The organism is Streptomyces antioxidans (assembly GCF_000968685.2).
Taxonomy (GTDB): domain Bacteria; phylum Actinomycetota; class Actinomycetes; order Streptomycetales; family Streptomycetaceae; genus Streptomyces; species Streptomyces antioxidans.
The window spans coordinates 262149-288966 of record NZ_LAKD02000001.1 but is presented as its reverse complement, the minus strand read 5'-3'; the positions used below and the strand labels follow the sequence as shown (position 1 = coordinate 288966).

Sequence of the window (26818 nt, the reverse complement as noted above, 5' to 3'; positions counted from 1 at the left end):
TTAGAGCGCACTCGAACGGCTTGGCTGATCCCCATGGAGTACACGCAGCTCGGACGCACAGGTCTCAAGGTCAGCCGTATCGTCCTCGGCACCATGAACTTCGGTCCGCAGACGGAGGAGACCGACAGCCACTCGATCATGGATGCCGCGCTCGACGCGGGCATCAACTTCTTTGACACCGCCAATGTGTACGGCTGGGGCGAGAACAAGGGCCGCACCGAGGAAATCATCGGGAGCTGGTTCGCCAAGGGCGGCGGACGGCGCGAGAAGACGGTCCTCGCGACCAAGGTGTACGCAAACATGGCCGCCGACGGCGATCCCTGGCCCAACAGCGACAAGCTCTCGGCCGTGAACATCCGCCGGGCCGTGGACGCCAGCCTCAAGCGGCTCGGCACGGACTACATCGACCTCTACCAGTTCCACCACGTGGACCGCTCCACCCCGTGGGATGAGATCTGGCAGGCCATCGACGTCCTCGTACAGCAGGGCAAGATCGTCTACGCGGGCTCCTCCAACCACGCGGGCTGGCATATCGCCCAGGCCAACGAGGCCGCGGCCCGCCGTGGTTCGTACGGGCTGGTCAGCGAGCAGTGCCTGTACAACCTGGCCGAGCGCCGCGCCGAGATGGAGGTCATCCCGGCCGCGGAGGGCTACGGCGTGGGCATCATCCCGTGGTCGCCGCTGCACGGCGGGCTGCTCGGCGGCGCGCTCCGCAAGGAGCGCGAGGGTGGCGGTTCCCGCAGTACCTCCGGGCGCAGCGCCGACGCGCTGAAGGACACGGCGGTCCGCGCTCAGGTCCAGCGGTACGAGGACCTGCTGGCCAACCACAACATCGACCCCGGCGAGGCGGCGCTGGCCTGGCTGCTCACCCGGCCCGGGGTCACCGGCCCGATCGTGGGTCCGCGCACGGCCGAGCAGCTGGCGTCGGCGGTGCGGGCGTCGGAGCTGGAGCTGGGCGAGGAGGTGCTGGCGGAGCTGGACGAGATCTTCCCGGGTCCGGGGCCGTCGCCGGAGGCGTTCGCCTGGTAGCCGCGGGCGGGAGCCATGAGGGGGTGTGGGCCGCGGCGCGGCCCACACCCCCTCTTCTCAGGCTCCTAGGGCCTTCTCAGGCTCCGAGGGCGGCAGCCGCGGCGACGACGACGAGAATCAGCACCAGCGCGCCGCTCATGATCATGTTTCTGGTCTTGGGGTCCACGCCTCGAGATTAGCCGGACCGCTCAGTGCCCCAGCGGCCAGGCCGCCACCACCTCATAGCGCGGCTGCTGCCCGGGGACGCCCGGGGCCGGTGGATGGCTGCGCACCAGGCTGAGCTCGCCCACGGTCCACTCCCGACCCGCGAAGTCCGTGAGCCCGTCCACGTACGGCGCGAGGCCGGTGGCCGAGCCGTGCCGCGAGGAGCGGGCCCGGGCGATGGTCAGATGCGGGTGGTACGGGCGGTGCCGGTCCATCGGGACCCCGGCCCGCCGGGCCCCCGCCTCGGCGGAGTCGGCCAGCCGCCGCAGTGCCTCGCCGTCGCCGTCCGCGCCCACCCACACCACCCGGTCGTCGAACCGGCCGCCGCCCGCGAGCCGCAGCTCATGGGGGTGGTGCCGATGGGCGGCGCGGGCCAGCCGGGTGTGCAGCTCGGGCAGTACGTCCCCGGCCACCTCGCCGAAGAAGGCGAGCGTGAAGTGCCAGCCCTCCTGCTCGGTCCAGCGCAGCCCGTCCGCCCCCGGCAGCACCCGGAGCGCCTTGACCCGCGCGGCCAGTTCGGCGACGGCCGCCTCCGGCGGCAACACGGCGGCGAAGAGTCTCATCCGCCCAGTCTCCCGCACCGCTCAGCCCCTCCGGGAGCTGGCCCCCGGCGTTTGAGGAGCGGGGTCCGGGGCGGAGGTCCGGCAAGACCAAAGGGGCGGCTCAGGCCGTGGCGGCCAGCGGCTTCTCCTCCGTCTCCGGCGTACGGGGCACGAAGATCACGCGCGGATGGCCACGGCGCAGATCCAGCTTCAGCCGCAGACCACCGGCCCGGACCAGGATCAGCCCCACCGCGGCCGCCGCGGCGGCCGAGACCAAGCCGCCCGCGGCGAAGCCGATGCGCGCGCCGCAGGTGTCGGTCAACCAGCCCACCAGCGGGCCGCCGATCGGCGTACCGCCGACGAAGACCATCATGAACAGGCTCATCACCCGACCCCGCATCGCGGGATCCGTCGCGAGCTGGACGCTGGAGTTCGCGGTCACGTTGAACGTCAGGCTGAAGATGCCGATCGGCACCATGAGCGCCGCGAAGAGCCAGAAGTACGGGGTGGCCGCGGCGACCATCTCCAGCACGCCGAACATCAGCGCCGCCCCGACCAGCAGCCGCCGCCGGGCCACCACCCGCCGGGCGGCGAGCAGCGCGCCCGTCACGGAGCCGATCGCGATCAAGGTGTTGAGCAGGCCGTACGTACCCGGCCCGGCGTGGAAGACATCGTCGGCGAAGGCGCTCAGCCAAATCGGGAAGTTAAAGCCGAAGGTGCCGATGAAGCCGACGAGCACGATCGGCCAGATCAGCTCGGGGTTGCCCGCCACATAGCGCAGCCCCTCCCGCAGCTGCCCCTTGCCGCGCGGCGCCCGCTCGACCTTGTGCAGCTCGCTGGTGCGCATCAGCAGCAGCCCGATGATCGGGGCGCCGAAGGAGAGTCCGTTGATCAGGAAGGCCCAGCCGCTGCCCACGGCGGTGATCAGCACACCGGCGACCGCCGGGCCGATCAGCCGGGCGGACTGGAAGTTCGCGGAGTTGAGGCTGACCGCGTTCCGCAGGTCCTTGGGGCCGACCATCTCGTTGACGAAGACCTGGCGGGTCGGGTTGTCGACGACGGTGACCATGCCGAGCAGGAACGCGATGAGATAGACGTGCCAGACCTGCACATGGCCGCTGAGGGTGAGGGCGGCGAGCGCGAGCCCGCACAGCCCCAGCGCCGTCTGGGTGAAGAGCAGCAACAGCCGCCGGGGACATCGGTCCGCGAGGACCCCGCCGTAGAGGCCGAAGAGCAGCATGGGCAGGAACTGCAGCGCGGTGGTGATGCCGACCGCGGTGGAGGAGCCGGTGAGGCTGAGGACCAGCCAGTCCTGGGCGATCCGCGACATCCAGGTGCCGGTGTTGGAAATCACGGCACCGGTCGCGAACAGGCGGTAGTTGCGGATCCTCAGCGAACGGAAGGTCCCGCCCCGGGTGCGTCCCGCGGCGGAGGCGGAGGCGGGGTCGGGGGCGGGGTCGGACACGGAGATTCCCGGGGATCCGGGAGGTCCGGCGGTTCCGGAGGTTCCGCTGGTGCCGGGGGGTCCGGAGATTCCCGGGGATCCCGGGGTTCCGGGGGTTGCGGGGTTCTTCGGTGCGGGTGCGGAGTCTGCTCCGGGTCCCGTACTCAAGTGCGTTCGCCTCCTGGCTGCCTCGGGGTCGTTCTTACATGTGCGCGAGCTTCTCCAGCACGGGCGCGGCGGCGCGCAGCACGTCCCACTCGTCCTCGGTCAGCTCCCCGACCAGCTCGGCCAGCCAGGCGTTGCGCTTGCGTCGGCTCTCTTCGAGCATGGCTTCCGCCCGCTCGGTCGGCGAGACGACCTTCTGCCGCCGGTCCTCCGGATGCGGCTCGAGCCTGACCAGTCCCTTGGCCTCCAGCAGCGCCACGATGCGGGTCATCGACGGCGGCTGGACATGCTCCTTACGGGCGAGCTCACCCGGGGTGGCGGAGCCGCACTGGGCCAGTGTGCCCAGGACCGCCATCTCGGTCGGGCTGAGCGATTCGTCCACCCGCTGGTGCTTGAGCCGCCGCGACAGACGCATCACTCCGGACCGCAGGGCACTCACGGCGGCCGCGTCATCGGGGGGCGCCTCCGCCTGGTGCTGGAGGCGGGACAGATCCGGCATGGTCTTTAGCATAACTCATTACCTCGTCTAATGAAAACCCTGGTGACATCCTTATTTCTATTTCACCCGGAAGAGTGGGTTGACTCCGGGTAGTGAGGTATGGCGGCACGCATGAGCGCCCAGGACCACGGGGCCCGGGGCGCTCGGTGCGGAACGCTCATGCGCCAGGCGGCTCAGGAGACGCCGAGTGCCTGTTCGATCGGGTCGAGCAGGAAGTACACCAGGAAGCACAGCCCCACCGCGGCCATCAGCCACGGGATCTCGCGGGTGCGCCGGGTGGCGAGGCGCAGCAGCAGGAACGAGAGGACGCCCAGCCCGATCCCGTTGGTGATGCTGTAGGTGAACGGCATCGAGATCATGGTCAGGAAGGCCGGGATCGCGATCGTGACATCGCCCCAGTCGATCTCCTTGACGTTCGCCGCCATGATCAGGAAGCCGACGACCACCAGCGCGGGGGTCGCGGCCTGCGAGGGCACCACCTCGGCCAGCGGGGTGAAGACCAGCGCGAGCAGGAAGAGCCCGCCGGTCACCACGTTCGCGAGGCCGGTGCGGGCCCCTTCCCCGACGCCCGCCGTGGACTCCACGAAGCAGGTGTTGGCCGAGGCCGAGCCGAAGCCGCCGCCCGCCACCGCGACACCGTCCATCATCAGGATCCGGCCCATGCCCGGCAGCTGGCCGCGCTCATCGGTCAGCCCGGCCTCCTCGCCGACGCCGATGATCGTGCCCATCGCGTCGAAGAAGCCGGACAGCAGCACGGTGAAGACGAAGAGACAGTCGGTGAGCAGGCCGACCTCATGGAAGCCGCCGAAGAGGCTGACATCGCCGACGAGGCCGAAGTCCGGGCTGCCGACCACCTTGTCCGGCACCGAGGGGATGGTCAGCCCCCACTGGGCGTCCGGGATCTGGGCCAGGGAGTTGATCACGATCGCGACCACCGTCATGGTCACGATGCCGATCAGGATCGCGCCGCGCGTCTTGCGGACGATCAGGATGAAGGTGAGCGCGAGACCGGCCACGAAGACCAGCACCGGCCAGCCCTGGAGCCGCCCGGCCACACCCAGGCCCAGGGGGACGGTGGTGTGCGCGGCGTCGGGGTTACGGCTGACGAAGCCCGAGTCGACCAGGCCGATCAGGGCGATGAAGAGCCCGATGCCGATCGCGATCGCCCGCCGCAGCCCGGACGGGATCGCGTCCATCACCCGCTGCCGCAGCCCCGAGGCGACGAGGACCATCAGCACCAGGCCCGCGAGCACCACCATGCCCATCGCGTCCGGCCAGCTCATCTTGGGCGCGAGCTGGAGCGAGACCACGGCGTTGATGCCGAGGCCCGCGGCGAGCGCGATGGGGACGTTGCCGATGATCCCCATGAGCAGCGTGGTCAGGCCCGCGATCAGGGCGGTGGCGGTGACCAGCTGGCCGTTGTTGAGCTGATGCCCGAACTTGTCCGTACCGGCCCCGAGGATGATCGGGTTCAGTACGACGATGTAGGCCATCGCAAAGAACGTGGCCAGTCCGCCCCGGATCTCCCGGGAGATCGAGGAACCACGCTCGCTGATCTTGAAGAACGTGTCGATGCCGCTGGCGGGGGGAGTCGGAGCCTGCTCGCTGGCGTCGACCGGCGCGGTGGCCGAGGGGGACATGAAGGACCTCAGTGGTGCGTGAACATCAACAGTGGGGTCCGGGTCCTCTTGGATGATCGAAGTCCTCTTGGACGATCGAACAAGACATTCCACTCAGACCCAGAAGTGTTCAGTATGAAACTATCAACGCCCGATCGCCAAACCGGTCCCGGATCGGGCCCATGACCGGTCCCGGGCCGGGCCCATGAGCGGTCCCGGGCCGGGCCCATGAGCGGTCCCGGGCCGGGCCCATGAGCGGCCCCCTTAAGCTGTGGCCATGACGAAGTGGACCCCCAAGCACGAGGCGCCGGAGCCCCTTGAGGGCAATGTCGTGGCCACGATCACCGGCGGCACCATCGTGTGGTTCGTCCTCTTCCTCGCCCAGCTGCCCTTCTACGGCTGGTTCCACGAGCACGGGCATCTGTGGTGGCTGTGGACCTGCCTGGCCGGTGGCGGCCTCGGGCTGCTCGGCATCTGGTACGTACGGGCCCGGGCGGCGGCGATCCGCCGCGACTCGCGGAACGGCGACGCACGGAACGCCTGACACGGAAGCCCTGACACGCAACACCTGACGCGGAACGCCCGTGCACGCGGGCGGAGCCGGATGAGTCAACTGGGCGATCTTCACGCGTCGTTCACCATGTTGCGGAAACCTCACAACGGGTACTTTGTTCGGGAACTACCATCTTGTGGCCGTCAACTCACCAGTAATGTGAGGGTTATGACCGGTAACCGCTTTCGTGCCGATGAGATCGACACCAGCAAGCCGCACTCGGCCCGCATGTACGACTACTTCCTGGGCGGCAAGACCCACTACGCGGTCGACACCCAGGCCGCCGAACAGGTCGAGGCCGTCTGGCCCGACGTCAAGCCGTGGACCCGCGCCAACCGGTCATTCATGCACCGCGCGACCCGCTGGCTGGCGGGCGAGGCGGGCATACGGCAGTTCCTGGACATCGGCACCGGCATCCCCACCGAGCCCAACCTCCACCAGGTCGCCCAGGAGGCCGCCCCGGACTCCCGGGTCGTCTACGCGGACAACGATCCGATAGTGCTGGCCTACGCACAGGCCCTGTTGCTCTCCACGCCCGAGGGCCGCACCGCCTACATCCACGCGGACGTCAGCGATCCGGAGGGGATCCTGGCCGCCGAGGATCTGAACAACACCCTCGATCTGTCCCAGCCGATCGCCCTGTCACTGAATGCGATCATGCACTTTATCGCGGACGAGCAGAAACCGTATGAAATCGTGCGCCAACTGGTCGAGCCCTTGGCCTCGGGCAGCTATCTGGTGCTCTCGCACGGTGGACTCGACCCCCGCCCCGGGGTCTCGGACGCGGTCACCAACCTCTACCGCAGCAGCGGCATCCATGTGCAGGGACGCACCCAGGAAGAGATCCTTCCGTTCTTCGACGGGCTGGAGCTGGTCGATCCGGGCGTGGTGATGCCGCACCGCTGGAAGCCCGAGAGCGAGCAGGCCAGGGCCGAGGCGGAGGCCAAGGAGCTGTGGATCTTCGCAGGCGTGGGCCGCAAGCCCTGACCGGGGAACCGGTCTTGCCCGGTGACAAGACCCGCGCACACACCCCGTACGAGCGCACCCCGTATGCGCACGCCCTGTACGCGCCCTACGCGCGCCCGTCAGTCGAACCAGCGGGCCCGTGCCAGCTCCTCGGTACGGGTCAGGTCCTCCAGCAGGGCCGCCACCTCGAACCGGCGCGCCCAGTGGCCGGACGCCCAGGACAGACCGGCCGCGACGCCCTCGACCGTGGAGGCGTGCAGCGTGCCGTCCACATACCGCCAGTCCAGCTCGGTCGCGTCGGAGCCCGAGCCCCCGCCCGAGCCCTCGATCAGCAGCTCCTCGTGCTCGATGTACGACAGCGGGGCGCCCGGGAGGAGTTCGCGCACCGCCTCGGGCACCTCGTGCGGATCGCCCTGTGAGGTCACCCGCGCCGGGTACGCCTCGCTCAGCCGCCGCACCTGGAACAGCTCGGCCAGCTCAGCCGCCCGCGCGGGCCGTACGGGCAGCAGCGCCCGGCCGTCCGCCTCGGCCAGCGGCATCAGATCGGGGGCGTCCGCCACCAGCGCCTCGCCCGCCTCGACCACCGTCGGCTCACCGTCCAGGATGGCCCGCAGCTCGTCCGGCAGGGTCACCTGTTCGGGGTCCAGGTCGGCCAACTGCCCGTAGATGGCGTGCAATTGGGCGGAGGTAACCTCGCGGTCCGGGTCGGCGAGGCGGGCCAGCAGCTCGGCGGCGCCGCCCGGCTCGTCCAGCAGCGAGGCGACGGAGGTCCGTACGCCGAGCGCCCGCAACACCTGCTCGTCCTCGAACCCGGCCGCGTCCACCGACTCATACAGCCCGGCCAGCAGCGGATCGCCCCCGGCCGCGCGCAGCCCGGCGGGGCGGCGGCCGTCCAGCACCGGATGGCCGCGCAGCCACCACGCGGTGTACGAGCGCACGATCTCCGTCGTGCCGTCCGGCAGCAGCACCCGCACCGGCGCGGTCAGCGCGTCGCGCAGCGGCGGCCGGGCGAGCATGGCGAGCGCCCGCGGCCAGGCGTCGTCGTCCACCAGGTCCAGGTCCCGTACGGCCACGATCTCGGTGGCCACCGGCGGCACCGGGGTCTCCGGCAGCCGGTCGAGCACGTCCTCGCACCACACGTCGACGGAGTCCAGCACACCGACGTCGTCCGGTTCGGTGAAGTCGCCTTCGCGGGGTTCGAGTTCATCCGGGTCCAGCACCACATCGGTGGCCCTGGCCAGCGTGAAGCCCGCCAGCACACCGACCGCGGCGAGCGGCTGCTCGCCCCAGCGCTCGGCCAGCTCGGCGTCGCACGCGGCCAGTTCGCCCTCCCGCATCACCCGCTCGAAGGCGCTGCCGGGGAGGACCAGCTCACCGGCCGGGGCCAGCTCGCCGTCCTCGTCCGGGAGCGCGAGCGCGGCCAGCCACGGCTCGTCGCCGGGCGCCAGCCGGGCCTGCTGGACCAGGCCGAGGACGGTGTCGGCCAGCGTGTCGGCGTCCAGCGCCGCGCCCAGGCCGCCCTCGGCCTCCGCCGCGAACGGGTCGTACTCGTCCTCCGCCTCAAGCGAATGCGCGACCGCCGTCCGTACCTGCGGGGTCGTCAGCACGGCTCGGGGCGTGGCGGGGGTCGCGCCGAGCTTCTCCAGCAGCGGATGGGCGGCGTCCGGATGTGCGACTTTCAGGCCGAGGCGGGCGAGGGTGCGATGCGTATCGCTGACCGCGGCGCCGCGCTCGGACGTCCGCGCGGGCGCGGTGGACCCGCTGATTCCGGTGGGCTCGACCGGTCCGGTGGGCCCGGTGGTGGCGGGCTCGGCGGTTGCGATGCTGTCCGGGCCGTACCGGCTGGTGTCCCGGCCGTCCGGGCCGTCCGGGCCGTGCAGGTCGCCGTCGGCCTCGCCCGGCAGCGGCAGCAGCACCTGCCGGGGCCCGATCGTCGTCCGGCCGTCCGCCAGCGGCACCGGCAGCCCGCTGAGCCGGTCCGGGTCGATGCCGCCCAGCGAGTCATACAGCCGCCGCCACCAGGCCGGGGCGCGCTCCACGCCCGCGAGCCGGTCGATGAGCTCGCCCAGCGGCACCCGCGCCACGCCCAGCACCCGCAGCTCCGAGCGGCGCTCGAGGCCCGCGGGCAGCAGCGTCGGGAACAGCTCGGCCAGCACCTCCACCGTCTCCGCGCCCGCGCCCTCCACGATCTCGGCGTCCCGGGGCCGCAGCGCGTACCGCTCGCCCTCGGCACCGCCGCGCGCCAGCACATCGTCGTCCCACTCGTCCGGGGCGGGCGCGGGCGGGGCGGCGGCCGGTTCCCCCGCCCCGGGGCCGCCCTGGGCGGCGTCCGGGCCGAGCGCATCCGGCGAGCCGAGCCAGCCCGCCACGGCCTCGGCCACGGCCGCGTCCTCCGTGTCCGGGCCCGCCGCCGGTGCGGCGGCGCCGGGCAGGAACGGCACCCTCGGCAGCCGTTCCAGCACCCGCTGGCGCAGCTCCCCGTCCAACTCGCCCCGGCCCAGCTGGCCCGGGACCAGGTCGATCGAGCCGACCGAGACCGGATGCCAGTCGCGCAGCAGCGTCGCGTACGCCTCGGCGGCGCGGTCCAGCAGGAAGTCCGTGAGCGGCCCGGGGGCGGTGTGGCGGCGGGTGGGCTCCAGCGGGAAGGACGCGATCAGCAGCGCGGGCAGGCCCAGCGGCTCGTCGGTCGGCGTCGGGGCGTGGACCACCGGGGCGGTCCCGGGCCGGGCCGGGGCGCCCTCCGCGTCCACCGGAACCGCCCAGGTCACCGACCACACCGGGCGCAGCCGCTCCTCCACCGGACGGTCGGCGAGCAGTTCGGGCTCCAGCCGCCCGCCGGCGCTCTCGGTGCGCCAGCGCCTCGCACCGCGGGCGCCGGTGTCCTCCACAACGGTGTACGGGCCGTCCTGGCGGCGGCGCAGCGTCCTGGTGGACTCGACGGTCTCCACCACGACCTCGGCCAGGCCGGGGAGGGTCAGCAGCAGCGCGTCATCGATCCCGGCCAGCAGCCGCTCCGCGACGTCGAGCGCGGCGCCGTCGCGCAGGGGCAGCACGATGACGGTGTCGTAGCCCTCCGGGGCGCTTCCCTCGGCGGGCATCGGCAGCCGAAGCAGCGGTACGTGTCCGTCGCGGCGGCGCAGCTCCTCGGCGAGGCCGGGGCCGGTCGAGGCGGCGCGCTGGGTCAGCTCCCGCGCCTCGGCCAGCGACCAGCGCACCCCGCCGGTGCGGCCGACGACCGCGGGCTCGTCGCTCACCGCGAGCACCGCCGCGAAGCCGACGCCGAACCGCCCGACCGCGCTCTCCGGCTCGTCCCGCTTGGCCGAGGCCCGCAGGGTGGACAGCGACTCGACGCCCGCCGCGTCCAGCGGCGCCCCGGTGTTGGCGACGGCCAGCACGGCGGGCTCGCCGTCGGTGGCCGGTCGCAGGGTCAGCCGCAGCCGCCCGGACACTCCGGCGCGGGCGGCGGCGTCCGCCGCGTTCTGGGCCAGCTCGACCACCAGGCGGTCGCGGTGGCCGCCCAGCGCCAGGTCCTCCTCGGCGTTGGCGTCCTCCCGGAACCGGGCGGGTGACGCGGCCCAGGCGTCCAGCACGCCGCGCCGCAGCCGCGCGGTCCCGAACGGGTCCGCGTCCTCGGTCGCGCCTCGCACCATCGCCGTGCTGCTCACGTCTCGCCTCCGGAAGTTCCTGGTCGGGGTCCGTCCTGCGCCGCGGCGCCACACCGCCGAGTCCCCCGCGGTGCGGATCGCCCCACCGCGCTCGCCGTTCCCTCGCGTGACGCCCTTGCTAGCCGCGAACGTACCGCTATCCGCCGCCGGACGGCGCCTCGGGCCCCGCGCAACCGGATTCTGCCCCTCACCTTGGGGCCCTCGGGCCCCGTCTCGCCGGGTCCCCTGCCGCGGGCACGCCGCGGTGGCGTCCGCGGTGGCCGTGGTGACGCCTGCGCGGCGGGCTGTTCCCCGCCCCATCCCCACAGCACCGATAGGCGGCTCCGCCGCCCTGAACGGGGCCCCCGCCCCCCGGTGCCCCGTTCAGGGGCGAGCCCCCTGATGTGCCCCTGCCGCCGCTCGCCAGGGCCGAACCGGAACAGCCACCTTCGCCGTTGCGACCTGACGACAACGCAGCCGCCGTACCGAACCCGCACGGCACCACACCGGACGCGCCGGGGACCCGGCGTGCCGCGGCCTCCGGCCAGTGGGGCGGAACGGGGCCTCTTCCGGACGGGCCGGAGCGGGGTGGCCCGGTGGTGGGTTAGCTGTGGCCCAGGTCTTCTGGAGGGGTGTCCGGTTCTACGGAGCCGCCCGTGTGGTCCGGGTGGAGGGGGAGGGGTTCGACGACGGTTTCGTCGATGACGGGCGGGGCCGGGCGGGGAGGCTTGGGCATGACGGCGGCCTCGGAGTGGGCGCCGCAGCCGTAGGAGAGGGAGACGACACGGCCGTCCGCCGGGCTGAACTCGTTGGCGCAGACCCCGAACGCCTGCCCGAGCGAGCCGCCGAGGGCCACCAGGAAGCCACAGCTGGCGCAGGTGCCGGGGGCCGCCTGGGCCATGGGGGTTTGGGAGCCGTACGCCTCGTCCCAGCGGTCGGCCGCGACGTGGAGGCCGTAGCGGGACAGCACCCGGGCGCGCCGCATGCCCAGCTCCTCGGCGATGGCCGCGATCGAGCCGGTCCTGGGCGTGGGGGTCTGCGCGGCGGGGGCACCGGCCGTCACATCGGCCTCCTCCGCCGCCGCGAGCCGCTGCATCTCCTCCGAGACCGCGGAGTTGGGCGGCGGGGCGTCCTCGCCCGAGTAGCCGGGCTCCAGGCGCAGGTCCTCGGCCTCGGTGGGCAGCAGGTCGCCCGGCCCCATGTCGCCGGGGCGCAGCCGCTCGCTCCAGGGCACCCACTCCGGCGCGAGCAGCGCGTCGGGCCCGGGGAGCAGCACCGTCTCGTCCAGGGTGACGGCCTTCGCACGGGAGGCGCGGGTCACCGTGACCGCCCAGCGCCAGCCGCGATAGCCCGGCTCGGGGCACTCGAAGAGATGCGTGACCACGCGGTCGCCCTCGGCGACAGCGCCCAGATACTCGCCCACCTGCCCCGGACGGGCGGCTTCCACGGCCGCCTCGCGGGCGAGTTCAACCGCCTCGGCGCACAGGCGGTCGGGGGTACGGCTTCGCATCGCACTCACAGGATCGATTCTCTCTTCCACGCCGTCGCAGCCGTCTGACCTGGTGCGCCAGCCGTACGGCCGGTCGCGGGACCGCGGACGGAGCGGACCATGGGGCCGCGTCGACGTCCGCGCCCATCCGGCCTTCGGGCGCACCTCGTACGTCCCATTCTGCGGGATGGCTACTCGGCACACGGCCAGGAACGACCCTCGGTGGCGCGGTTACGCACGCTACCTTGTCCGGCCGCGCCGCCCCTACCCCCGTCTCATCCCCACCTCTCGCCACGGCGCCGTACACCCCCTCTCCGCCCGCCCGAGCGAAAGCGCATTTCCGCTGGACAGCGGGGTGTTGCCGATCCCCGCGTACGGCGCCGCCATCCGGAAAGCCGTCGAAGGTCTGACGCTTCGGCCGCGTTGGCTGCACCATGGTCAGGTGGCAGGTACGCGGTGGTACGGCGGCGGCTCGACCAGACGGTCGGGCCGCTGGATCGTTCACGCGCTCCGTATCCCCTTCGCGCTCCGCCTCCCCTTCACCGCGGCCGGGCGGGGCATCCGCCGGGCCACCCACGCCCATGGCGCGGGCGAGTCGGGGCTCGGCAAGCTGATCGAACTGCACGCGGTGAACTCCGCGGGCGACATGCTGATCACCGTCGCCCTCGCCTCCACGATCTTCTTCTCGGTCCCGACCGACGAGGCCCGCGGCCGGGTCGCGCTCTACCTGGTCATCACCATGGCGCCGTTCGCGCTGCTCGCCCCCGTCATCGGCCCGTTGCTCGACCGCGTGCCGCACGGCCGCCGCGCGGCGATGGCGGGCGCGATGCTGACCCGCGTGGTGCTCGCGCTGACGATGGCGGGCGCGGTGGCGGGCGGCGGGCTCGAGCTGTATCCGGCGGCGCTGGGCGTGTTGGTGGCGTCCAAGGCGTACGGAGTCGTCCGTTCCGCGGTTGTGCCACGGCTGCTCCCACCCCACTTCTCCCTGGTCAAGGCCAATTCCCGGGTCACCCTCGGCGGGCTGCTCGCCACCGGTGCGGCGGCCCCGCTGGGGGCCGGGCTGCATCAGATCGGCCCGAGCTGGCCGCTGTACGGGGCATCCGCGATCTTCCTGCTGGGCGGGTTCCTGTCGTTCACCCTGCCGCACAAGGTGGACTCGGCGAAGGGCGAGGCCAGGGCGCAGCTGACCTCGGGACAGCGCCAGCTGCGTCTGCCGGTGCCGGTGACGGTGCGCAGGCCGAAGGCCAGGGTGGGCGGCGGCGGGGCCGTCTTCTCCCGGATCGCCTTGTCGCGGATCGCCTTCTGGAGGGGCAGGTCCCGGCGGCCCGGCCTCCGTACGGTCGGCCCCTCCGTACTGCACGCCCTTCAGGCGTGTGCCGCGCTGAAGACCCTGTCCGGATTCCTCACCCTCTTCCTCGCCTTCCTCCTCCGTGACCAGCCGCTGGGCGGACTCGGCCCCGAGATCTCGCTCGGCCTGGCCGCGGTCTGCGCGGGCGGCGGCAACGCGCTGGGCACCGCGATCGGCGCCTGGCTGCGGGCGCGCGGCCCGGAGCTGATCATCGCGGTGGTGCTGAGCTCCGCCCTGGCCGTGATCATCGTGTCGGCCGCCTTCTACGGCGCGGTGACGGTCGCCGCCGTGGCCGCCACCGCCGGGATCTCCCAGGCGCTGGGCAAGCTGTCGCTGGACGCGCTGATCCAGCGTGATGTCCCGGAGGAGGTCCGCACCTCGGCGTTCTCCCGGTCCGAGACGACCCTCCAGATGGCCTGGGTCGTCGGCGGCGCCATCGGCATCGTGCTGCCGCTCCACGGGGTGCTGGGGATGGCGGTCGCCGCGGCGGTGATCGCGCTGGGGGCGGCGCTGAGCGTCCGTGGGCTGCTGAGCGCCGCCCGGCAGGGGCTGCCGTATCCGCGGGTGGCGTGAGCTCCGGGAGGTCTGGGAGTAGCGGGCGGCGTGCGTTCCGGGGTCAACGGGCGGCGTGGGGCCTGGGCGCTGCGGGCGGCATGAGCCCTGGCCGGACCGCCGTCGGCGAGCCGTACCCGCGCGCGAGGCGGTCGGTGGGGCCAGATAGCCTGCCCGCATGACCGCTGCGCTGTTTTCCAGGGGCAAGGGCCGCCGCGCCGTCACCGCCGCCTGTGCCGTGTCCCTCGGGCTCGTCGCCCTCTCCGCCTGCGACAAGCCGACCCCGCTGGCAACGGTGACGGTCGGTTCGAACACCGTGACGGCCGAGGCGGGCAACGGCTGCTACGGCGACGGCAAGGACCTGAGCTCGAAGAAGTTCAAGTCCTGCCTGTCCGCCAAGCCGGAGAAGACGATCAAGGTGACCCTGGGGGACAAGGTGCGGATCGGGGTGGACCCCGAGATCGCCGAGTCCAGCTGGGGCCTGATCGCCAACAACCCGGTCATGGCCGAGGCGAGCAAGGAGACGTACCGCAGCTTCGACAGCGAAACGCTCTTCGCCAAGCAGAACCCCCAGACCGGCCAGACCACGCTCGAGAAGAAGGTCACGATCACGGTCGCCGAGCTCGGCAAGAGCAGCCAGGGCGTCAAGGGCATCTGGCGCTTCACGCTGGAACGGGCCTCCTGACGGGCGGAGATGCGCAGGTCCTGGCCCGGTGGTACCGGGCCATCGGCCGCGCCGTGACAGGGTTGTATGTGACAAGGGGGACTCACCCATGCGCGTACTGATCGTCACGGCCGTATCCGCCGAGCGGGACGCCGTCGTACGGGGCGTCGGCGCCACGGCCCCCGAGCTGGCCGAGCTCCCCGTCCCCGGCGGAGTCCTCCACCGGCTGAGCCCGGCGCCGCCCACCGGGCCGCCGCTCACCGTGGACGTCCTGGCCGCCGGGGTCGGCCCGGCCGCCGCGGCGGCCGGAACCGCCGCCGCCCTGACCGCGGCCGCGGTCGCCCGCACCCCCTACGACCTCGCCGTATCGGCCGGTATCGGCGGCGGCTTCACCCTGCGGCCCGCCGCCGGGCCCGGCACCACAACCACCGCGCACCTCGGCTCCGTCGTCGTCTCCGACGGCATCGTCGCCGCCGACCTGGGCGCCGAGACCCCCGACGGCTTCGCCGCCGTCACCGACCTGGGCTTCGGCACCGTCGAACACCTCCCGCCCGCACCGCTCGTCGCCGCCGTCGCCGAGGCGACGGACGCCGTGCGCGGCACCGTGCTCACCGTGTCGACCGTGACCGGGAGCGCCGAACGGGCCGCCGAGCTGCTGCGCCGCCATCCGCGCGCCGTCGCCGAGGCAATGGAGGGCTTCGGTGTCGCGGAGGCCGCCGCGGCCCAGTCCGTGCCCGCGCTGGAAGTGCGGACGGTCTCCAACGCCGTCGGACCGCGGGACCGCGCCGCCTGGCGGATCGGGGAGGCGCTCGAGGCGCTTACGGGCGCCTTCGCGACCATCGCCCCCCTCCTCGGCACCTGGACCTTCGCCCCGGAAGGAACCCGGAACGAACCGGCAGGAACCCGGAAGGAACCCGGCAGTGACTGAGCCCCTGAGCGAGCCCCCGAGCAAGGCCCCGGCCGAGCCCTTGAAGATCGCCTACTCCCCGTGCCCCAATGACACGTTCGTCTTCCACGCCTGGGCCCACGGCCGCGTCCCCGGCGCGCCCGTGCCCGATGTCACCTTCGCGGACATCGACATCACCAACGGGATGGCCGAGCGCGGGGAGTTCGACGTACTGAAGGTGTCGTACGCCGTACTGCCATGGGTGCTGGACGACTACGCGCTGCTGCCCTGCGGCGGCGCGCTCGGCCGCGGCTGCGGTCCGCTGGTGCTCACGCGGCAGCCCGGCGAGGGGCGGCGGCTCACCGGCAAGGACCTCGCGGGCAAGACGGTCGCGGTGCCGAGCGAGCGCTCGACCGCCTATCTGCTCTTCCGGCTGTGGGCCGCCGCCGAGGTGCCGGGCGGGGTCGGCGAGATCAAGGTGCTGCCGTTCCACGCGATCATGCCCGCGGTGCGGGACGGCGAGGTCGACGCCGGGCTCGTCATCCACGAGGCCCGGTTCACCTATCAGAAGTACGGACTGCACCGCCTGGCTGACATGGGCGAGCACTGGGAGCAGACCACCGCGCTCCCGATCCCGCTCGGCGCGATCATCGCCAAGCGCGCGCTGGGCACCGAGCGGCTGCGGGAGCTCACCGACGCCATCCGGACCTCGGTGCGGATGGCCTGGGACGACCCGGAGGCGTCGCGGGCGTATGTCCTGGAGCACGCCCAGGAGATGGACCCCGCCGTGGCCGATCAGCACATCGGGCTGTACGTCAACGAGTTCACCGCCGACCTCGGCGAGAGCGGCTACGCCGCGGTGCGCGGGCTGCTGACCCGCGCGGCGGCCGAGGGACTGGTACCGCCCCTCGGCCCCGGGGCACTGGACGCGGTCTAACGCCCCGTCGAGTGACCGTCAGACATCGAGCTGGTCGGCCACCGCCCGCAGCATGCCCGCGATCTTGTGGCCGTGTGCCTTGTCCGGATAGCGGCCGCGCTCCAGTTGCTGCGTCACGCTTTCCAGCAGGGTGGTCAGGTCCTGGACGATGGACGCCAGCTCATCCGGCTTGCGGCGCTGGGCGGCCGCCACGGAGGGAGTCGGATCGAGAACGGTGACGGACAATGCCTGATCTCCGCGATTTCCGGCCACTACGCCGAATTCCACGCGCTGTCCCGGCTTCAGCGCGTCGACGCCTTCCGGAAGCACCGAAGAATGAACGAAGACGTCGCCACCGTCATCGCGGGAGAGAAAGCCGAAGCCCTTCTCACTGTTGAACCACTTGACCTTGCCGGTAGGCACGTCTGTCTCGTCCTCGTCGCTCGTCGGAAAACACGGAAAAACGGCTCTCGATAGCACTACAGCGGGTCGTAAGACCCGCCACCACCAAGGCTAATGGTCCCGAGCCTGGTGACAAGACGTACCCGGGTGGTTCCTATGCGCGCTCTGGCACGGATCTACCCTGGTCCAGTGAGTAATGAAACCCCGCACCGCGGCGGCTCCCCGAGCCGTCCTCGAGAGGCGCCCCTCCCCGGCGACCGGCTCATCCGGTCCGGTGTCATCGTCTTCGCCATCGGAGCGGTGGCCACGCTCGTCACCGTCGCGCCGCTCTTCCTGGGCGCGGATCCGCTGCCCTCGGTGGCGTACTTCGTGTGCATGCTGATGGGCGTCGGCTTCGCCCTCGCCGCCGTCGGGCTGCTGCGCTCCATCGCGGCACAGCGGCGGGAGGCCGCGGCCACCGACGGGGTGTCACGGCCGCCCGTACCGCCGACCGGGTGAACCGGATGACCCGGTCCGGTCAGTCCGCCGTGGGACCGCCCAGGTAGCCCGACAGCCAGGCCGGGAACGCCGTCAGATCGTCCAGCACGACATCCGCGCCGGCCGTGAGCAGTTCGTCCGCCGCGCAGGGCCCGGTGGCGACCGCCACGGACAGCGCACCGGCCGTACGGGCGCCCCGCACGTCGCCCGTGTGGTCCCCGATGTACACCGTCGCCCCGTGCTCCCGCAGCGCCTCCGCCTTGGCCTCCGCCCACAGCCAGCCGATGACCGCGTCCGCCTCGATGCCCAGGTGGCTCAGGTGCAGCTTGGCGTTGGGCTCGTGCTTCGCGGTGACGACGATGGCCCGGCCCCCCGCCCGCCGTACGGTCTCGATGGCCTCCCGCGCCCCCTTCATCGCCGGGGTCGGCGCGATCGCGTACTCCGGGTAGAGCTCGCGGTAGAGCTCGCCCATCTCCTCGACCCGCTCATCGGGGAACCAGTGCACCAGCTCCTGCTCCAGCGGCGGGCCGAGCCGGGTGATCGCGAGGTCGGAGTCGATGTAGGTGCCGGTCCGGGCGGATAGCGCCTCGTACGCCGCCTTGATGCCCGGCCGGGAGTCGATGAGCGTCATGTCGAGGTCGAAGCCGACGGTGAGAGCGGAGTGCGAAGCCATGCCCGCCATTGTGCCTCGGCCCGCCCCATACACTTAGCCTCGCCTTACTTCGTAGCCGACGAGCGAACGGACGCGATGACCGCCGACCGGACCAGTGACCGGACCAGCGACCGCCCGACCAGGGCCCTTCCGGTCCGCGCCGCCCCGGTCCGCGCCGCCCCGGTCCGCGCCTCGCCGGTCCGCGCCTCCCTGCTCCGCCGTCGCATCGGCTGGACGGCCGCGGCCGTCGTCGCCCTGCTGCTCGCCGTCCTGCTGAGCCTGGCCGTGGGCAGCCGCCAGATCGCGCCGAGCGCGGTCCTGGACGCGGTGCTGCACGGCGGTTCCAGCGACGCCGCCGACATCGTGCGGTCCCTGCGGCTGCCGCGCACCCTCGTCGGGCTGATGGTCGGCGCGGCGCTCGCCATGGCCGGCACCGTGATGCAGGGCGTCACCCGCAACCCGATCGCCGACCCCGGCATCCTCGGCATCAGCCAGGGGGCCTCGGTGGGTGTGGTGCTCGCGATCGCCCTCGCCGGGGTGCACACGCTCAGCGGCTACGTCTGGTTCGCCTTCGCGGGCGCGGGGCTGGCCTCGGTCGCCGTCTACGCCATCGCCATCACCGGGCGGGGCGGCGCGACCCCGGTCAAGCTCGCCCTCTCCGGCGCCGCGATCAACGCGCTGCTGGTGTCCGTGACGACGGGCGTGCTGACGACGAAGGCGGCGGCCCTGGATGAGTTCCGCTTCTGGCAGATCGGCTCGCTCGCCGGTCGGGACACCGGGATCGTCGCCAAGATCTGGCCGTTCCTGCTGGTCGGCACGGTGCTGGTGCTCGCGGTGGCACGCGGCCTCGACGCGCTGGCGCTCGGCGAGGACGTCGCGAAGGGGCTCGGCCAGAACGTGGCGGTCGTACGGATCGTCGCGGCCCTCGGCGCCACGGTCCTCACCGGCGCCGGGGTCGCCGCCGCCGGTCCGCTCGCCTTCATCGGACTCGCGGTCCCCCATATCGCCCGCGCCGTCGTGGGCACCGACCACCGCTGGGTGCTGCCGATGGCCGCCCTGATCGGCCCGGTGATGCTGCTGGTCTCGGATGTGGTGGGCCGGGTCGTCTTCCCGCCGAGCGAGGTCCCGGCGGGCGTGATGACCGCGCTGATCGGGGTGCCCTTCCTGGTCACGCTGGTGCGCCGGAAGGCGGTGGCCGCGTGAGCGCGACGGAGGGCCACAGCCGTACCGGCGTCCTTACGGTCCGCACGGGAGTCCGCCCGGCCGGGTACGGGCTGATCCGCATCAAGGACAGGGCCGAGGCCAAGGGCGAGAACGACGGGCGCGGCGGCGGTGGCGGATCGTTCCTGCTGCACCGCCGCTCGGCCCTCGTCGCGCTCGGGCTGGCCCTGGCCACCGCCGCCGTCTGTGTGACCTATCTGTGCGTCGGCGAGAGCTTCATCGCCCCCGGCGACGCCGTGAAGGCCCTCCTGCACACCCAGTGGGGCCTCGGTCCGGCCACTCCGAACGATCTCGTCGTCGGCACGCTCCGGCTGCCACGGATGACGCTCGGCCTGCTGGTCGGCGCCGCCTTCGGCATCGCGGGCGCGCTGATCCAGACGGTGGCCCGCAACCCCCTCGCCAGCCCCGACATCATCGGCGTCAGCCAGGGCGCGAGCGCGGTGACCGTGGGCGCGATGACCTACGGGGTCGGCTCCTTCGCCGTCCTGCCGTACCTCTCCGTCCTCGGCGGTCTCGCTGCCGCCGCGCTGGTGTACGTCTTCGCCTGGCGCGGCGGTCTCCAGGCGGCCCGCTTCGTGCTCATCGGCATCGGCTTCGCCGTCGCGCTGCGCTCGGTCACCCATCTCTTCCTGACCAAGGGCGACTATCTCGTGGCCCAGCAGGCGAAGGTGTGGATGACCGGTTCGCTCAACGGACGCGGCTGGGGCGAGGCCGCCCCGCTCGGCTGGGCGCTGCTGGTGCTCCTGCCCGGGGTGCTGTGGGCGGCGCGGGCGCAGCGCACGGTGTCCATGGACGACGACACGGCCACCGCGCTGGGGGTACGGCTCGGGCGGGTGAGGCTCGGCCTGGTGGCCCTCGGCGTCGTACTCGCGTCGATGGCGACGGGCGCGGCCGGTCCGGTGGACTTCGTGGCGCTGCTCGCCCCGCAGATCGCCCGCCGGATGACCAGGACCGCCCAGATCCCGCTGCTGTGCTCGGCCCTGACCGGAGCGTTCATCGTCGTCACCGCCGATCTGCTGGCCCGCAAGCTGTTCGCGCCGACCGAACTGCCGGTGGGCGTGCTGACGGCGGCGGTCGGCGCCCCGTATCTGATCCACCTGCTGCTGTCTTCCGGGGGACGCGGCCGTAAGGGAGGCACCGCCGCATGACCGCTTCGGCGTCCACAACGGGAACGGGCCCGGAGGCGGGTCCGACGGAGGCCGGTCCGACGGAGGCGGGTCCGACGGAGGCCGCTTCCGCGAACCGGCCGAACGGGCCGAACCGGCTCACCGCGCGCGAGCTGACCCTCGCCTACGAGGACCGCACCGTCGTGGACGGGCTGGACCTGGAGGTGCCCGACGGCGAGGTCACGGTCATCGTCGGCCCCAACGCCTGCGGCAAGTCCACCCTGCTGCGCGCCCTCGGGCGGCTGCTGCGCCCGCGCGGCGGCGCCGTGCTCCTCGACGGCACGGACCTCGCGCGCATCCCGACCAAGAGGATCGCCCAGTCCGTGGGGCTGCTTCCGCAGACCCCGGTCGCGCCCGAGGCGATCACGGTGGCCGATCTCGTCTCCCGTGGCCGCCAGCCGCACCAGCGGTGGTGGCAGCAGTGGTCGGAGGAGGACGAACGGGCCGTCACGGACGCCATGGAGCGCACGGATGTGACCGCGCTCGCCGACCGCCCGGTGGACGAGCTGTCGGGCGGGCAGCGGCAGCGCGTGTGGATCGCGATGGCGCTCGCGCAGGAGACCGATCTGCTGCTGCTGGACGAGCCGACGACGTATCTGGACATCTCCCACCAGGTGGAGGTGCTGGACCTGGTGCGCCAGCTCAACCACGAACGCGGCCGTACGGTCGTCGCCGTCCTCCACGACCTCAACCAGGCCGCCCGCTACGCCGACCATCTGATCGCGATGAAGGGCGGCGGCATCGTGGCGCGCGGCCGGCCGGGGGACATCGTCACGGCGGACCTGGTGCACGAGGTCTTCGGCCTCGGCTCGGTGGTCGTCCCGGACCCGGTGACCGGCAGCCCCCTGGTCGTCCCGGGCACACCGTGGCGGGCCCGGGAAGGCTGAGCGGAGGGCTGGCGCCGGTGTCGGCCCTTGCGGACTGGCCCCGGTGTCAGCCCGTGCGGACTCCCGGTGTCAGCCCTTGCGCCTCGCGCGCCAGAGGAGGAACAGCACCGAGGCGATGGCCGCGCCCCTGACGACGTAGGGCCAGGTCTCGGTCAGGGCGTCCTTCCAGCCGTGTTCGGGGATCGGCTCGCCCCACTTGCCGTCGGCCCGGCCGTACAGCCAGATCGCGGCCCCGGCCGCGACCAGGCCGGGCATGCCCAGCGCCGCCCACTTCGCCGCGGCCGGGGAGCGGCGGTAGGTGCTGTAGTACGCGATCACCCAGCCGAAGGCGATCAGGATGATGTTGCCCAGGGCGGCGCCCACCACGAGCAGGCCGACCGTCGCCAGCAGCACCGGCCCGAGCCCCGACAGCCAGCTGGGGGCCCCGCCCGCGGGCTGATCGGCCGCCTTGCCCGCCTTGCCGGGCCCGAGCAGTACGCGGCGCAGCCCGCTGCGCGGCTTGCCCCCGGCCTCCCCCTTCTTGGCCCCGGCCTTCGCCTTCTCCTCCGCCTCCGCGGCGGCCTCGGCCTCGGCGGCCGCCTCCGCCGCCGCCTTCTCCTCGGCCTCGCGCCGCTCCTGGCGCTCCTGCTCGGCCGACTTGCCCTTACCGAGCAGTTCGGGGATCTCGATCCCGCCGGTGAACCCCTCGACCGCGCCGTACTGCGCGTCGCGCTGCTCGGGCTGGGCGAACGGGCCCGGCTCGACGTGCCACCAGTCCATGTTGGACTCGCGCGGGCCCAGTTCGTCCTCGCCCGCGAGGTGCGGCGGCGAGGCGGCGTTGGACGGGGGCGCGGCGGGGGCGGCGGGTCGCGGCTTGATCAGGGAGGCGGCGCCGTCGCCCGGGGAGGGGCCGTCCCCGTTCCGGCCGGTGCCGGGCACCCCCGGGGCGTCCTCCTCGCGCGGGGCGGGCACCTTACCGGTGAGGCCGCTGCTCTTGGCGAGCCCGGCGAGCTTGTCGCGGGCCGCGCGCGCCGCCCCGGCGGTTCCCCGCTGCGCCGCACCGCCGCCCGCGCCGCCGCCCTCCGTAAGGGGCTCACCGCCCATTCCGCCCGATCCCGGGTCGGGGCCCCGGCCACCCGCGGCGGCCACCACATCGGCCGGTGAGCCCAGCTTGGAGAGGATCCGCTTCACCCCGGCCGGGCTGTCCGCCCCTCCGGTGGCCCGGCGGTGGTCGATATCGGCACGGAGCCCGGAGACCAGCCGCATGCGTTCACCGGACGACAGACCCTGTTGCTGAGCCAGGTCACCGACACGGCTCAGATAGTCGTAGACGAGCTTCTCGCTCTCGATCCCCACCAAGACCCCTGAGAATGCGCACCGTCGGCGTATCAGTCGGCTCCGACGGTACCGCGCGGAACCGGAATCCCGCCGCACCCCCTGCGTCCCGCACCCCGCGGGTACTGTGGATCGAATGAGCAGTTCGTGGAATCGGGAGGGCTGACATGCCCGAAGAGACCAGCGCGCGCAGCCGGGAGGCATGAGTTGCCCCCAGACACCGGCCACGGGGACAGCGGTCCGCGGGATCGCCTCCCCCGGGGCGGCGGCCCGCGAGACGGCGGCCACGGCGACCGCAGCCGTGGCGACCGTGGCCGCGGTGACGGTGACCGTCGCCGCGGGGTGCCGCGCACCCTCGCCGAGGAGCTGCGCACCCGGCCCGACGACGCCCTCGCCGCCCTGCTGCGCGCCCGCCCCGATCTGCTCTCCCCGGTCCCGAACGACCTCACCCAGCTCGCCACCCGGGCGGGCACCCGCGCCTCGGTGGTCCGGGCGGTGGAGCGTCTCGACCGATTCGCGCAACAGACCGCCGAAGCCCTGGCCGTCGCGCCCGACCCCTGCTCGTACGAGACGCTAAGGGACCTGCTCACGGGCGACGCGGGCCCGGAAGAACCCGGGGCTCCCGGGGCTCCCAAGGGCGCCGGGCCCACCTCAGCCCCCGGGCCCACCCCAGCCCCCGCACCCGCCTCGGGCATCGGCGCTCCCCTGGGCGCCGAGGAACGGGCCGCGGTCGTCGCCGAGTTGCCGCGGGCCGTGGCCACGCTGCGCGAGCAGGCGCTGGTCTGGGGCGGGGACGATCGGCTCCGGCTCGTCCGTACCGCCCGGGAACTGCTCGCGCCCTCGCCCACCTCGCCCTCCCCGACCGGGCTCGGCCCGACCGTTCAGGAAGCCACGTCCGGGATGTCGCCGGGGCGGCTTCAGGAGCTGCTGGCGGCGGCCGGGGAGTCGCCCACCCACGATCCCGTCACGGCGGCCACGGCCCTGGCCGAGCTGTTCCGGGACCGCGCCCGGATGGCGGCGCTGCTCGACGGGGCGCCGGAGGGCGCCGCGGCCGTGCTGGCCAAGCTGACCTGGGGGCCGCCGTACGGGGAGACGTCCGTCGCCTCGCCCACCCCGCCCGTCGGCTGGCTGCTGGACCACGGGCTGCTGCTGCCGTCCGGGCCGCGCAATGTCGTACTGCCCCGCGAGGTAGCCCTGCATCTGCGGCACGGCCGGGCGCACCGCGCCCCCGAGCCGTTGGCCCCGGAGCTCTCGCCCACCATCGCGCACGATCCACAGGTTGTGGACAACACCGCGGCGGGCCAGACCTTCACCGCCCTGGCGACCGTCGAGGAGCTGCTGGGGCAGTGGGAGACCGCCGGGCCGCCCGTTCTGCGCGCGGGCGGGCTGAGCGTCCGCGACCTCAAGCGGACCGCCGTGGTACTCGATGTGTCCGAACCGGTGGCCGCCTTCTGGATCGAGCTGGCGCACGCGGCCGGGCTGGTGGCCGCCGACGGCCAGACCGACGAGCGCTACGCCCCCACCCCCGCCTACGACGACTGGCTGCGGCTGCCCGCCGAGGAGCGCTGGGCGCGGCTCACCGCCGCCTGGCTGCCCGCGACCCGTACGCCGGGCCTGGTCGGCGGCCGGGACAGCAGGGGCCGCACCCTCGCCGCGCTCGGCCCGGAACTGGACCGCTCCCCGGCCCCCGAGGTCCGCCGCCGGGTCCTGGAGCTCCTGGCCACCCTCCCGCACGGTGCCGCGGCCGCCCCCGACGTCCTGCTGGCCCGGCTGCGGTGGGAGCGGCCCCACGGCCACCGCGGGGCCACGGCGTCCGCCGCGGCCACACCCGGTGCGGTCTCGTCTTCCGGGCCCGCATACGGGGCCACGGCGTCCGCCGCCGCCTACGCTCCCGGGGGAGCTGCGGAGGCGGCCCCCACCGGCGGGGACCTGCGCTCGCGGCTGGCCCGCTGGGCCGTCGCCGAGGCCGAGATGCTCGGGGTCACCGGCCGGGGCGCGCTCTCCGCGCACGGCCGTGCCCTGCTGGAACGCCATCCGGACGAGCCGACGGCCGCCGGGAGCGAGCTCGCGTCCGCACAGGCCGCGCGGCTGCTCGCGCCGCTGCTCCCCGAACCGCTCGACCACGTACTCCTCCAGGCCGACCTGACCGCCGTCGCCCCGGGCCCGCTGGAACGGCCGCTCGCCGCGACGCTGGGCATCCTCGCCGACGTCGAGTCCAAGGGCGGCGCGACCGTCTACCGCTTCACGCCCGAGTCCGTACGGCGGGCGCTGGACGCCGGGCGGACCGCCGACGATGTGCACACCTTCCTCACCGCGCACTCCCGCACCCCGGTGCCCCAGCCGCTCGCCTACCTCGTGGACGACGTGGCACGTAAGCACGGCCGACTGCGCATCGGCGCCGCCTCGGCCTATCTGCGCTGCGACGACGACGCGCTGCTCGCCGAGATCCTCGCCGACCGCCGTTCGGCGGGGCTGCGGCTGCGCCGCCTCGCCCCCACCGTGCTGGCCGCCCAGGCGCCGCCGGACACGCTGCTGGAGGGGCTGCGGGCGATGGGGTACGCACCGGCGGCCGAGTCCGCCGAGGGCGATGTGCTGGTCAGCCGCCCCGAAGCACAGCGCACCCCGCCCCGCAAACCACCCGCCCCGGTCCCCGAGGGCCCGCCGGTGCCCGACGCCACCCTGCTGGGCGCGGCGGTGCGCGCCATCCGCGCCGGGGACCTCGCCGCGACCGCGCCCCACAAACCGACGGCCGGGGCCGGGGCGGGGCCGGAGACCGCTCCCGGCTCACGGACCGGGACCGGGACCGGGACCAAGGCCGGTTCCGGGGCCGGGTCCGGCTCTGCCGCCAGTGGCGACCGGCTGCCCCGCACCACCTCCGCCGACACCCTCGCCACCATGCAGGCCGCCGCCCTGACCGGCTCCAACGTCTGGATCGGCTACGTCAACGCGAACGGCGCGGCCACCCAGCGGGTGATCGCCCCGGTCCGGGTCGAGGGCGGCTTCGTCACGGCCTACGACCACACGGCCGACGAGGTCCGTACGTACCCCCTGCACCGCATCACCGGAGCCGCCGAACTGGCCGAGGACGCCCCGTAGGCCGACGGGGCTGACCTCAAGCCCGTCTCACGCGGCGGGCGGTGCCTCGTCCCCCCGCCGGGTCCACCGGTGCCACCAGTGGCGGCGGCGCGGGTGGAGGGCGTGGCCGAGCCAACGGCCGACCACGACATAGCCGAGCAGCGCGCCCGAGGTGTTGAGGATGACATCGTCGATGTCGAAGGCCCGTCCCTCGACGATGAGCCCCTGAACGCTCTCGACGGCCACCATCGCCAAGGCCGTCACCACGACCACCCGCACCGCGCCCCGCGCCTTGGGCACCAGCATCGGCAGCAGCACCCCGAAGGGCGCGCCGAGCAGCACATTGCCGCCGATCTGCTTCACCGTGTCCTGGAAGGCGGGCTGGTCGACGTAGGCGCGCAGCGAGCGTCCCGGATGCAGATTGGTGTGGACGAGGTCGACGGAGCCGGGCTGGGGCACGAGCGTGGCCTTGGCGAGCGCCGCCGCGAAGCCGACCATGCAGACGAACGCCAGGAGCAGCACCATCGCCCGTGCGACGCGGGCGCCGAACGAGGTGCGCTGCAGAAGCGCCTTCCTCGGGGCGTCCTGGGGCTCGGAGGGCGGTTCGGCGGTCCGGTCCGCCGTGGGCTGGACCTGCGCGGGCTGGCCCTTCGCGGGCTGGGCCTGTGTGGACCGGCCCTTCGCGGGCTGGGCCTTCGTGGACCGGCCCTTCGTCGGCTGCGCCTTCGTGGACTGGGCCTTCTCGGTCCGGGCCTTGGCGGCGGGCGACTTCGCGTTCGGCGACGTGCCGCTCTGCTTCTTCGCGGTCGTGGACCCCTTCGCCGGGCCCCCGCCTGTCCGTGGCGTCTTCTTCTGACCACCGGCCGTCTTCTTCTGACCACCAGCGGCCTTCTTCTGGCCCTGCCCGCTCGCCTTCTTCTGGCCGCCCGCCGTCCGCTTGACCGTCGTCCTCTTCTCCGCCGTCCGCCGGATCTCCCATCCAGCGATGCTGATCACAGGGACTCGCCTCCCGCCATGGCTCCGTTGTCGCCGCTCCGTCGGTCTGCTCGGTCTGCTCCGTCAGTCCGTGTCCGTCGGTCCGTGTCCGTCTTCGCCGCTTGCCCG

General features: G+C 73.4%; 22 protein-coding genes. 12 read left to right on the top strand and 10 right to left on the bottom strand.

What is annotated here, in order from left to right; genetic code table 11:
* Positions 1–33: 33 nt before the first annotated feature.
* Positions 34–1029 carry an aldo/keto reductase gene (locus VT50_RS01155; protein WP_046090051.1) on the top strand — a complete coding sequence of 332 codons (996 nt, stop codon included), beginning with the start codon at positions 34–36 and terminating at the stop codon, positions 1027–1029.
* Positions 1030–1217: 188 nt separating this feature from the next.
* Here VT50_RS01155 and thpR read toward each other — a convergent pair whose 3' ends face one another.
* The 4 genes from thpR to VT50_RS01135 all read right to left on the bottom strand — a co-directional run bounded on the left by thpR (position 1218) and on the right by VT50_RS01135 (position 5523).
* On the bottom strand, positions 1218–1796 hold the full coding sequence (thpR, locus tag VT50_RS01150) for an RNA 2',3'-cyclic phosphodiesterase (RefSeq protein WP_046090050.1): 579 nt from the start codon (positions 1794–1796) through the stop codon (positions 1218–1220).
* Positions 1797–1896: 100 nt separating this feature from the next.
* Positions 1897–3387: an MFS transporter gene (locus VT50_RS01145; protein WP_075200538.1), complete on the bottom strand. Its 1491-nt coding sequence runs from the start codon at positions 3385–3387 to the stop codon at positions 1897–1899.
* Positions 3388–3421: 34 nt separating this feature from the next.
* Positions 3422–3883 carry a MarR family winged helix-turn-helix transcriptional regulator gene (locus VT50_RS01140; protein WP_046090048.1) on the bottom strand — a complete coding sequence of 154 codons (462 nt, stop codon included), beginning with the start codon at positions 3881–3883 and terminating at the stop codon, positions 3422–3424.
* A gap of 173 nt (positions 3884–4056) precedes the next feature.
* Positions 4057–5523: an NCS2 family permease gene (locus tag VT50_RS01135; protein WP_046090047.1), complete on the bottom strand. Its 1467-nt coding sequence runs from the start codon at positions 5521–5523 to the stop codon at positions 4057–4059.
* A gap of 256 nt (positions 5524–5779) precedes the next feature.
* Between VT50_RS01135 and VT50_RS01130 the strand changes: the two genes are divergently transcribed.
* Positions 5780–6046: a DUF2530 domain-containing protein gene (locus tag VT50_RS01130; RefSeq protein ID WP_046090046.1), complete on the top strand. Its 267-nt coding sequence runs from the start codon at positions 5780–5782 to the stop codon at positions 6044–6046.
* 177 nt (positions 6047–6223) lie between these two features.
* Positions 6224–7042 carry an SAM-dependent methyltransferase gene (locus VT50_RS01125; RefSeq protein WP_046090045.1) on the top strand — a complete coding sequence of 273 codons (819 nt, stop codon included), beginning with the start codon at positions 6224–6226 and terminating at the stop codon, positions 7040–7042.
* 98 nt (positions 7043–7140) lie between these two features.
* Here the strand turns inward: VT50_RS01125 and VT50_RS01120 are convergent, their stop codons facing one another.
* Positions 7141–10671 (bottom strand): sacsin N-terminal ATP-binding-like domain-containing protein, encoded by a 3531-nt coding sequence (locus tag VT50_RS01120; RefSeq protein WP_046090044.1) that lies wholly within the window; start codon positions 10669–10671, stop codon positions 7141–7143.
* Between the two features lie 598 nt (positions 10672–11269).
* The gene (locus VT50_RS01115) at positions 11270–12175 is read right to left on the bottom strand and encodes a DUF3027 domain-containing protein (protein WP_046090043.1); all 906 of its coding nucleotides are present in this window, start codon (positions 12173–12175) and stop codon (positions 11270–11272) included.
* A gap of 166 nt (positions 12176–12341) precedes the next feature.
* Here VT50_RS01115 and VT50_RS01110 point away from each other — a divergent pair, with 166 nt between their 5' ends.
* The 4 genes from VT50_RS01110 to VT50_RS01095 all read left to right on the top strand — a co-directional run bounded on the left by VT50_RS01110 (position 12342) and on the right by VT50_RS01095 (position 16541).
* Positions 12342–14075 carry an MFS transporter gene (locus VT50_RS01110; protein WP_240528990.1) on the top strand — a complete coding sequence of 578 codons (1734 nt, stop codon included), beginning with the start codon at positions 12342–12344 and terminating at the stop codon, positions 14073–14075.
* A 157-nt stretch (positions 14076–14232) separates the two neighbouring features.
* Positions 14233–14739, top strand: coding sequence for a hypothetical protein (locus tag VT50_RS01105; protein ID WP_046090042.1), 507 nt, complete (start codon positions 14233–14235; stop codon positions 14737–14739).
* Positions 14740–14827: 88 nt separating this feature from the next.
* Positions 14828–15646, top strand: coding sequence for a futalosine hydrolase (locus VT50_RS01100; protein ID WP_046090041.1), 819 nt, complete (start codon positions 14828–14830; stop codon positions 15644–15646).
* Positions 15639–16541: a 1,4-dihydroxy-6-naphtoate synthase gene (locus tag VT50_RS01095; RefSeq protein ID WP_046090040.1), complete on the top strand. Its 903-nt coding sequence runs from the start codon at positions 15639–15641 to the stop codon at positions 16539–16541. The genes VT50_RS01100 and VT50_RS01095 overlap by 8 nt, the downstream gene beginning before the upstream one ends.
* A gap of 18 nt (positions 16542–16559) precedes the next feature.
* Here VT50_RS01095 and VT50_RS40895 read toward each other — a convergent pair whose 3' ends face one another.
* Positions 16560–16943, bottom strand: coding sequence for a cold-shock protein (locus VT50_RS40895; protein WP_046090039.1), 384 nt, complete (start codon positions 16941–16943; stop codon positions 16560–16562).
* 168 nt (positions 16944–17111) lie between these two features.
* Here VT50_RS40895 and VT50_RS01085 point away from each other — a divergent pair, with 168 nt between their 5' ends.
* Positions 17112–17420: a hypothetical protein gene (locus VT50_RS01085; protein ID WP_046090038.1), complete on the top strand. Its 309-nt coding sequence runs from the start codon at positions 17112–17114 to the stop codon at positions 17418–17420.
* Between the two features lie 19 nt (positions 17421–17439).
* On the opposite strand, the gene VT50_RS01080 is transcribed toward VT50_RS01085, so the two are convergent.
* Positions 17440–18081 (bottom strand): HAD family hydrolase, encoded by a 642-nt coding sequence (locus tag VT50_RS01080; protein ID WP_046090037.1) that lies wholly within the window; start codon positions 18079–18081, stop codon positions 17440–17442.
* Positions 18082–18147: 66 nt separating this feature from the next.
* Here VT50_RS01080 and VT50_RS01075 point away from each other — a divergent pair, with 66 nt between their 5' ends.
* From VT50_RS01075 to VT50_RS01065, 3 genes are read left to right on the top strand one after another with little or no spacing between them, the layout of a single operon-like run.
* Positions 18148–19254, top strand: a complete 1107-nt coding sequence (locus VT50_RS01075) for a FecCD family ABC transporter permease (RefSeq protein ID WP_240528989.1) — start codon at positions 18148–18150, stop codon at positions 19252–19254.
* Entirely contained in the window at positions 19251–20420 is a 1170-nt protein-coding gene (locus VT50_RS01070) for a FecCD family ABC transporter permease (RefSeq protein WP_107424691.1), read from the top strand. The genes VT50_RS01075 and VT50_RS01070 overlap by 4 nt, the downstream gene beginning before the upstream one ends.
* Entirely contained in the window at positions 20417–21325 is a 909-nt protein-coding gene (locus VT50_RS01065) for an ABC transporter ATP-binding protein (RefSeq protein ID WP_240528988.1), read from the top strand. Before VT50_RS01070 ends, VT50_RS01065 begins: the two co-directional genes overlap by 4 nt.
* A 69-nt stretch (positions 21326–21394) precedes the next feature.
* Here VT50_RS01065 and VT50_RS39225 read toward each other — a convergent pair whose 3' ends face one another.
* Entirely contained in the window at positions 21395–22660 is a 1266-nt protein-coding gene (locus tag VT50_RS39225) for a hypothetical protein (protein WP_046090058.1), read from the bottom strand.
* 321 nt (positions 22661–22981) lie between these two features.
* On the opposite strand from VT50_RS39225, the gene VT50_RS01055 reads away from it, so the two are divergent.
* Positions 22982–25735: a helicase C-terminal domain-containing protein gene (locus tag VT50_RS01055; protein ID WP_046090036.1), complete on the top strand. Its 2754-nt coding sequence runs from the start codon at positions 22982–22984 to the stop codon at positions 25733–25735.
* 27 nt (positions 25736–25762) lie between these two features.
* On the opposite strand, the gene VT50_RS40115 is transcribed toward VT50_RS01055, so the two are convergent.
* Positions 25763–26710: a VanZ family protein gene (locus tag VT50_RS40115; RefSeq protein ID WP_240528987.1), complete on the bottom strand. Its 948-nt coding sequence runs from the start codon at positions 26708–26710 to the stop codon at positions 25763–25765.
* Positions 26711–26818: the final 108 nt, after the last annotated feature.

Coding starts and splice junctions, on each gene's coding strand:
- VT50_RS01110 (WP_240528990.1), top strand. CDS start 12,342: ATGGCTACTCGGCACACGGCCAGGAACGACCCTCGGTGGCGCGGTTAC.
- VT50_RS01135 (WP_046090047.1), bottom strand. CDS start 5,523: ATGTCCCCCTCGGCCACCGCGCCGGTCGACGCCAGCGAGCAGGCTCCG.
- VT50_RS01140 (WP_046090048.1), bottom strand. CDS start 3,883: ATGCCGGATCTGTCCCGCCTCCAGCACCAGGCGGAGGCGCCCCCCGAT.
- VT50_RS01115 (WP_046090043.1), bottom strand. CDS start 12,175: ATGCGAAGCCGTACCCCCGACCGCCTGTGCGCCGAGGCGGTTGAACTC.
- VT50_RS01130 (WP_046090046.1), top strand. CDS start 5,780: ATGACGAAGTGGACCCCCAAGCACGAGGCGCCGGAGCCCCTTGAGGGC.
- VT50_RS01065 (WP_240528988.1), top strand. CDS start 20,417: ATGACCGCTTCGGCGTCCACAACGGGAACGGGCCCGGAGGCGGGTCCG.
- VT50_RS01105 (WP_046090042.1), top strand. CDS start 14,233: ATGACCGCTGCGCTGTTTTCCAGGGGCAAGGGCCGCCGCGCCGTCACC.
- VT50_RS01125 (WP_046090045.1), top strand. CDS start 6,224: ATGACCGGTAACCGCTTTCGTGCCGATGAGATCGACACCAGCAAGCCG.
- VT50_RS01100 (WP_046090041.1), top strand. CDS start 14,828: ATGCGCGTACTGATCGTCACGGCCGTATCCGCCGAGCGGGACGCCGTC.
- VT50_RS01120 (WP_046090044.1), bottom strand. CDS start 10,671: ATGGTGCGAGGCGCGACCGAGGACGCGGACCCGTTCGGGACCGCGCGG.
- thpR (WP_046090050.1), bottom strand. CDS start 1,796: ATGAGACTCTTCGCCGCCGTGTTGCCGCCGGAGGCGGCCGTCGCCGAA.
- VT50_RS01075 (WP_240528989.1), top strand. CDS start 18,148: ATGACCGCCGACCGGACCAGTGACCGGACCAGCGACCGCCCGACCAGG.
- VT50_RS01155 (WP_046090051.1), top strand. CDS start 34: ATGGAGTACACGCAGCTCGGACGCACAGGTCTCAAGGTCAGCCGTATC.
- VT50_RS01080 (WP_046090037.1), bottom strand. CDS start 18,081: ATGGCGGGCATGGCTTCGCACTCCGCTCTCACCGTCGGCTTCGACCTC.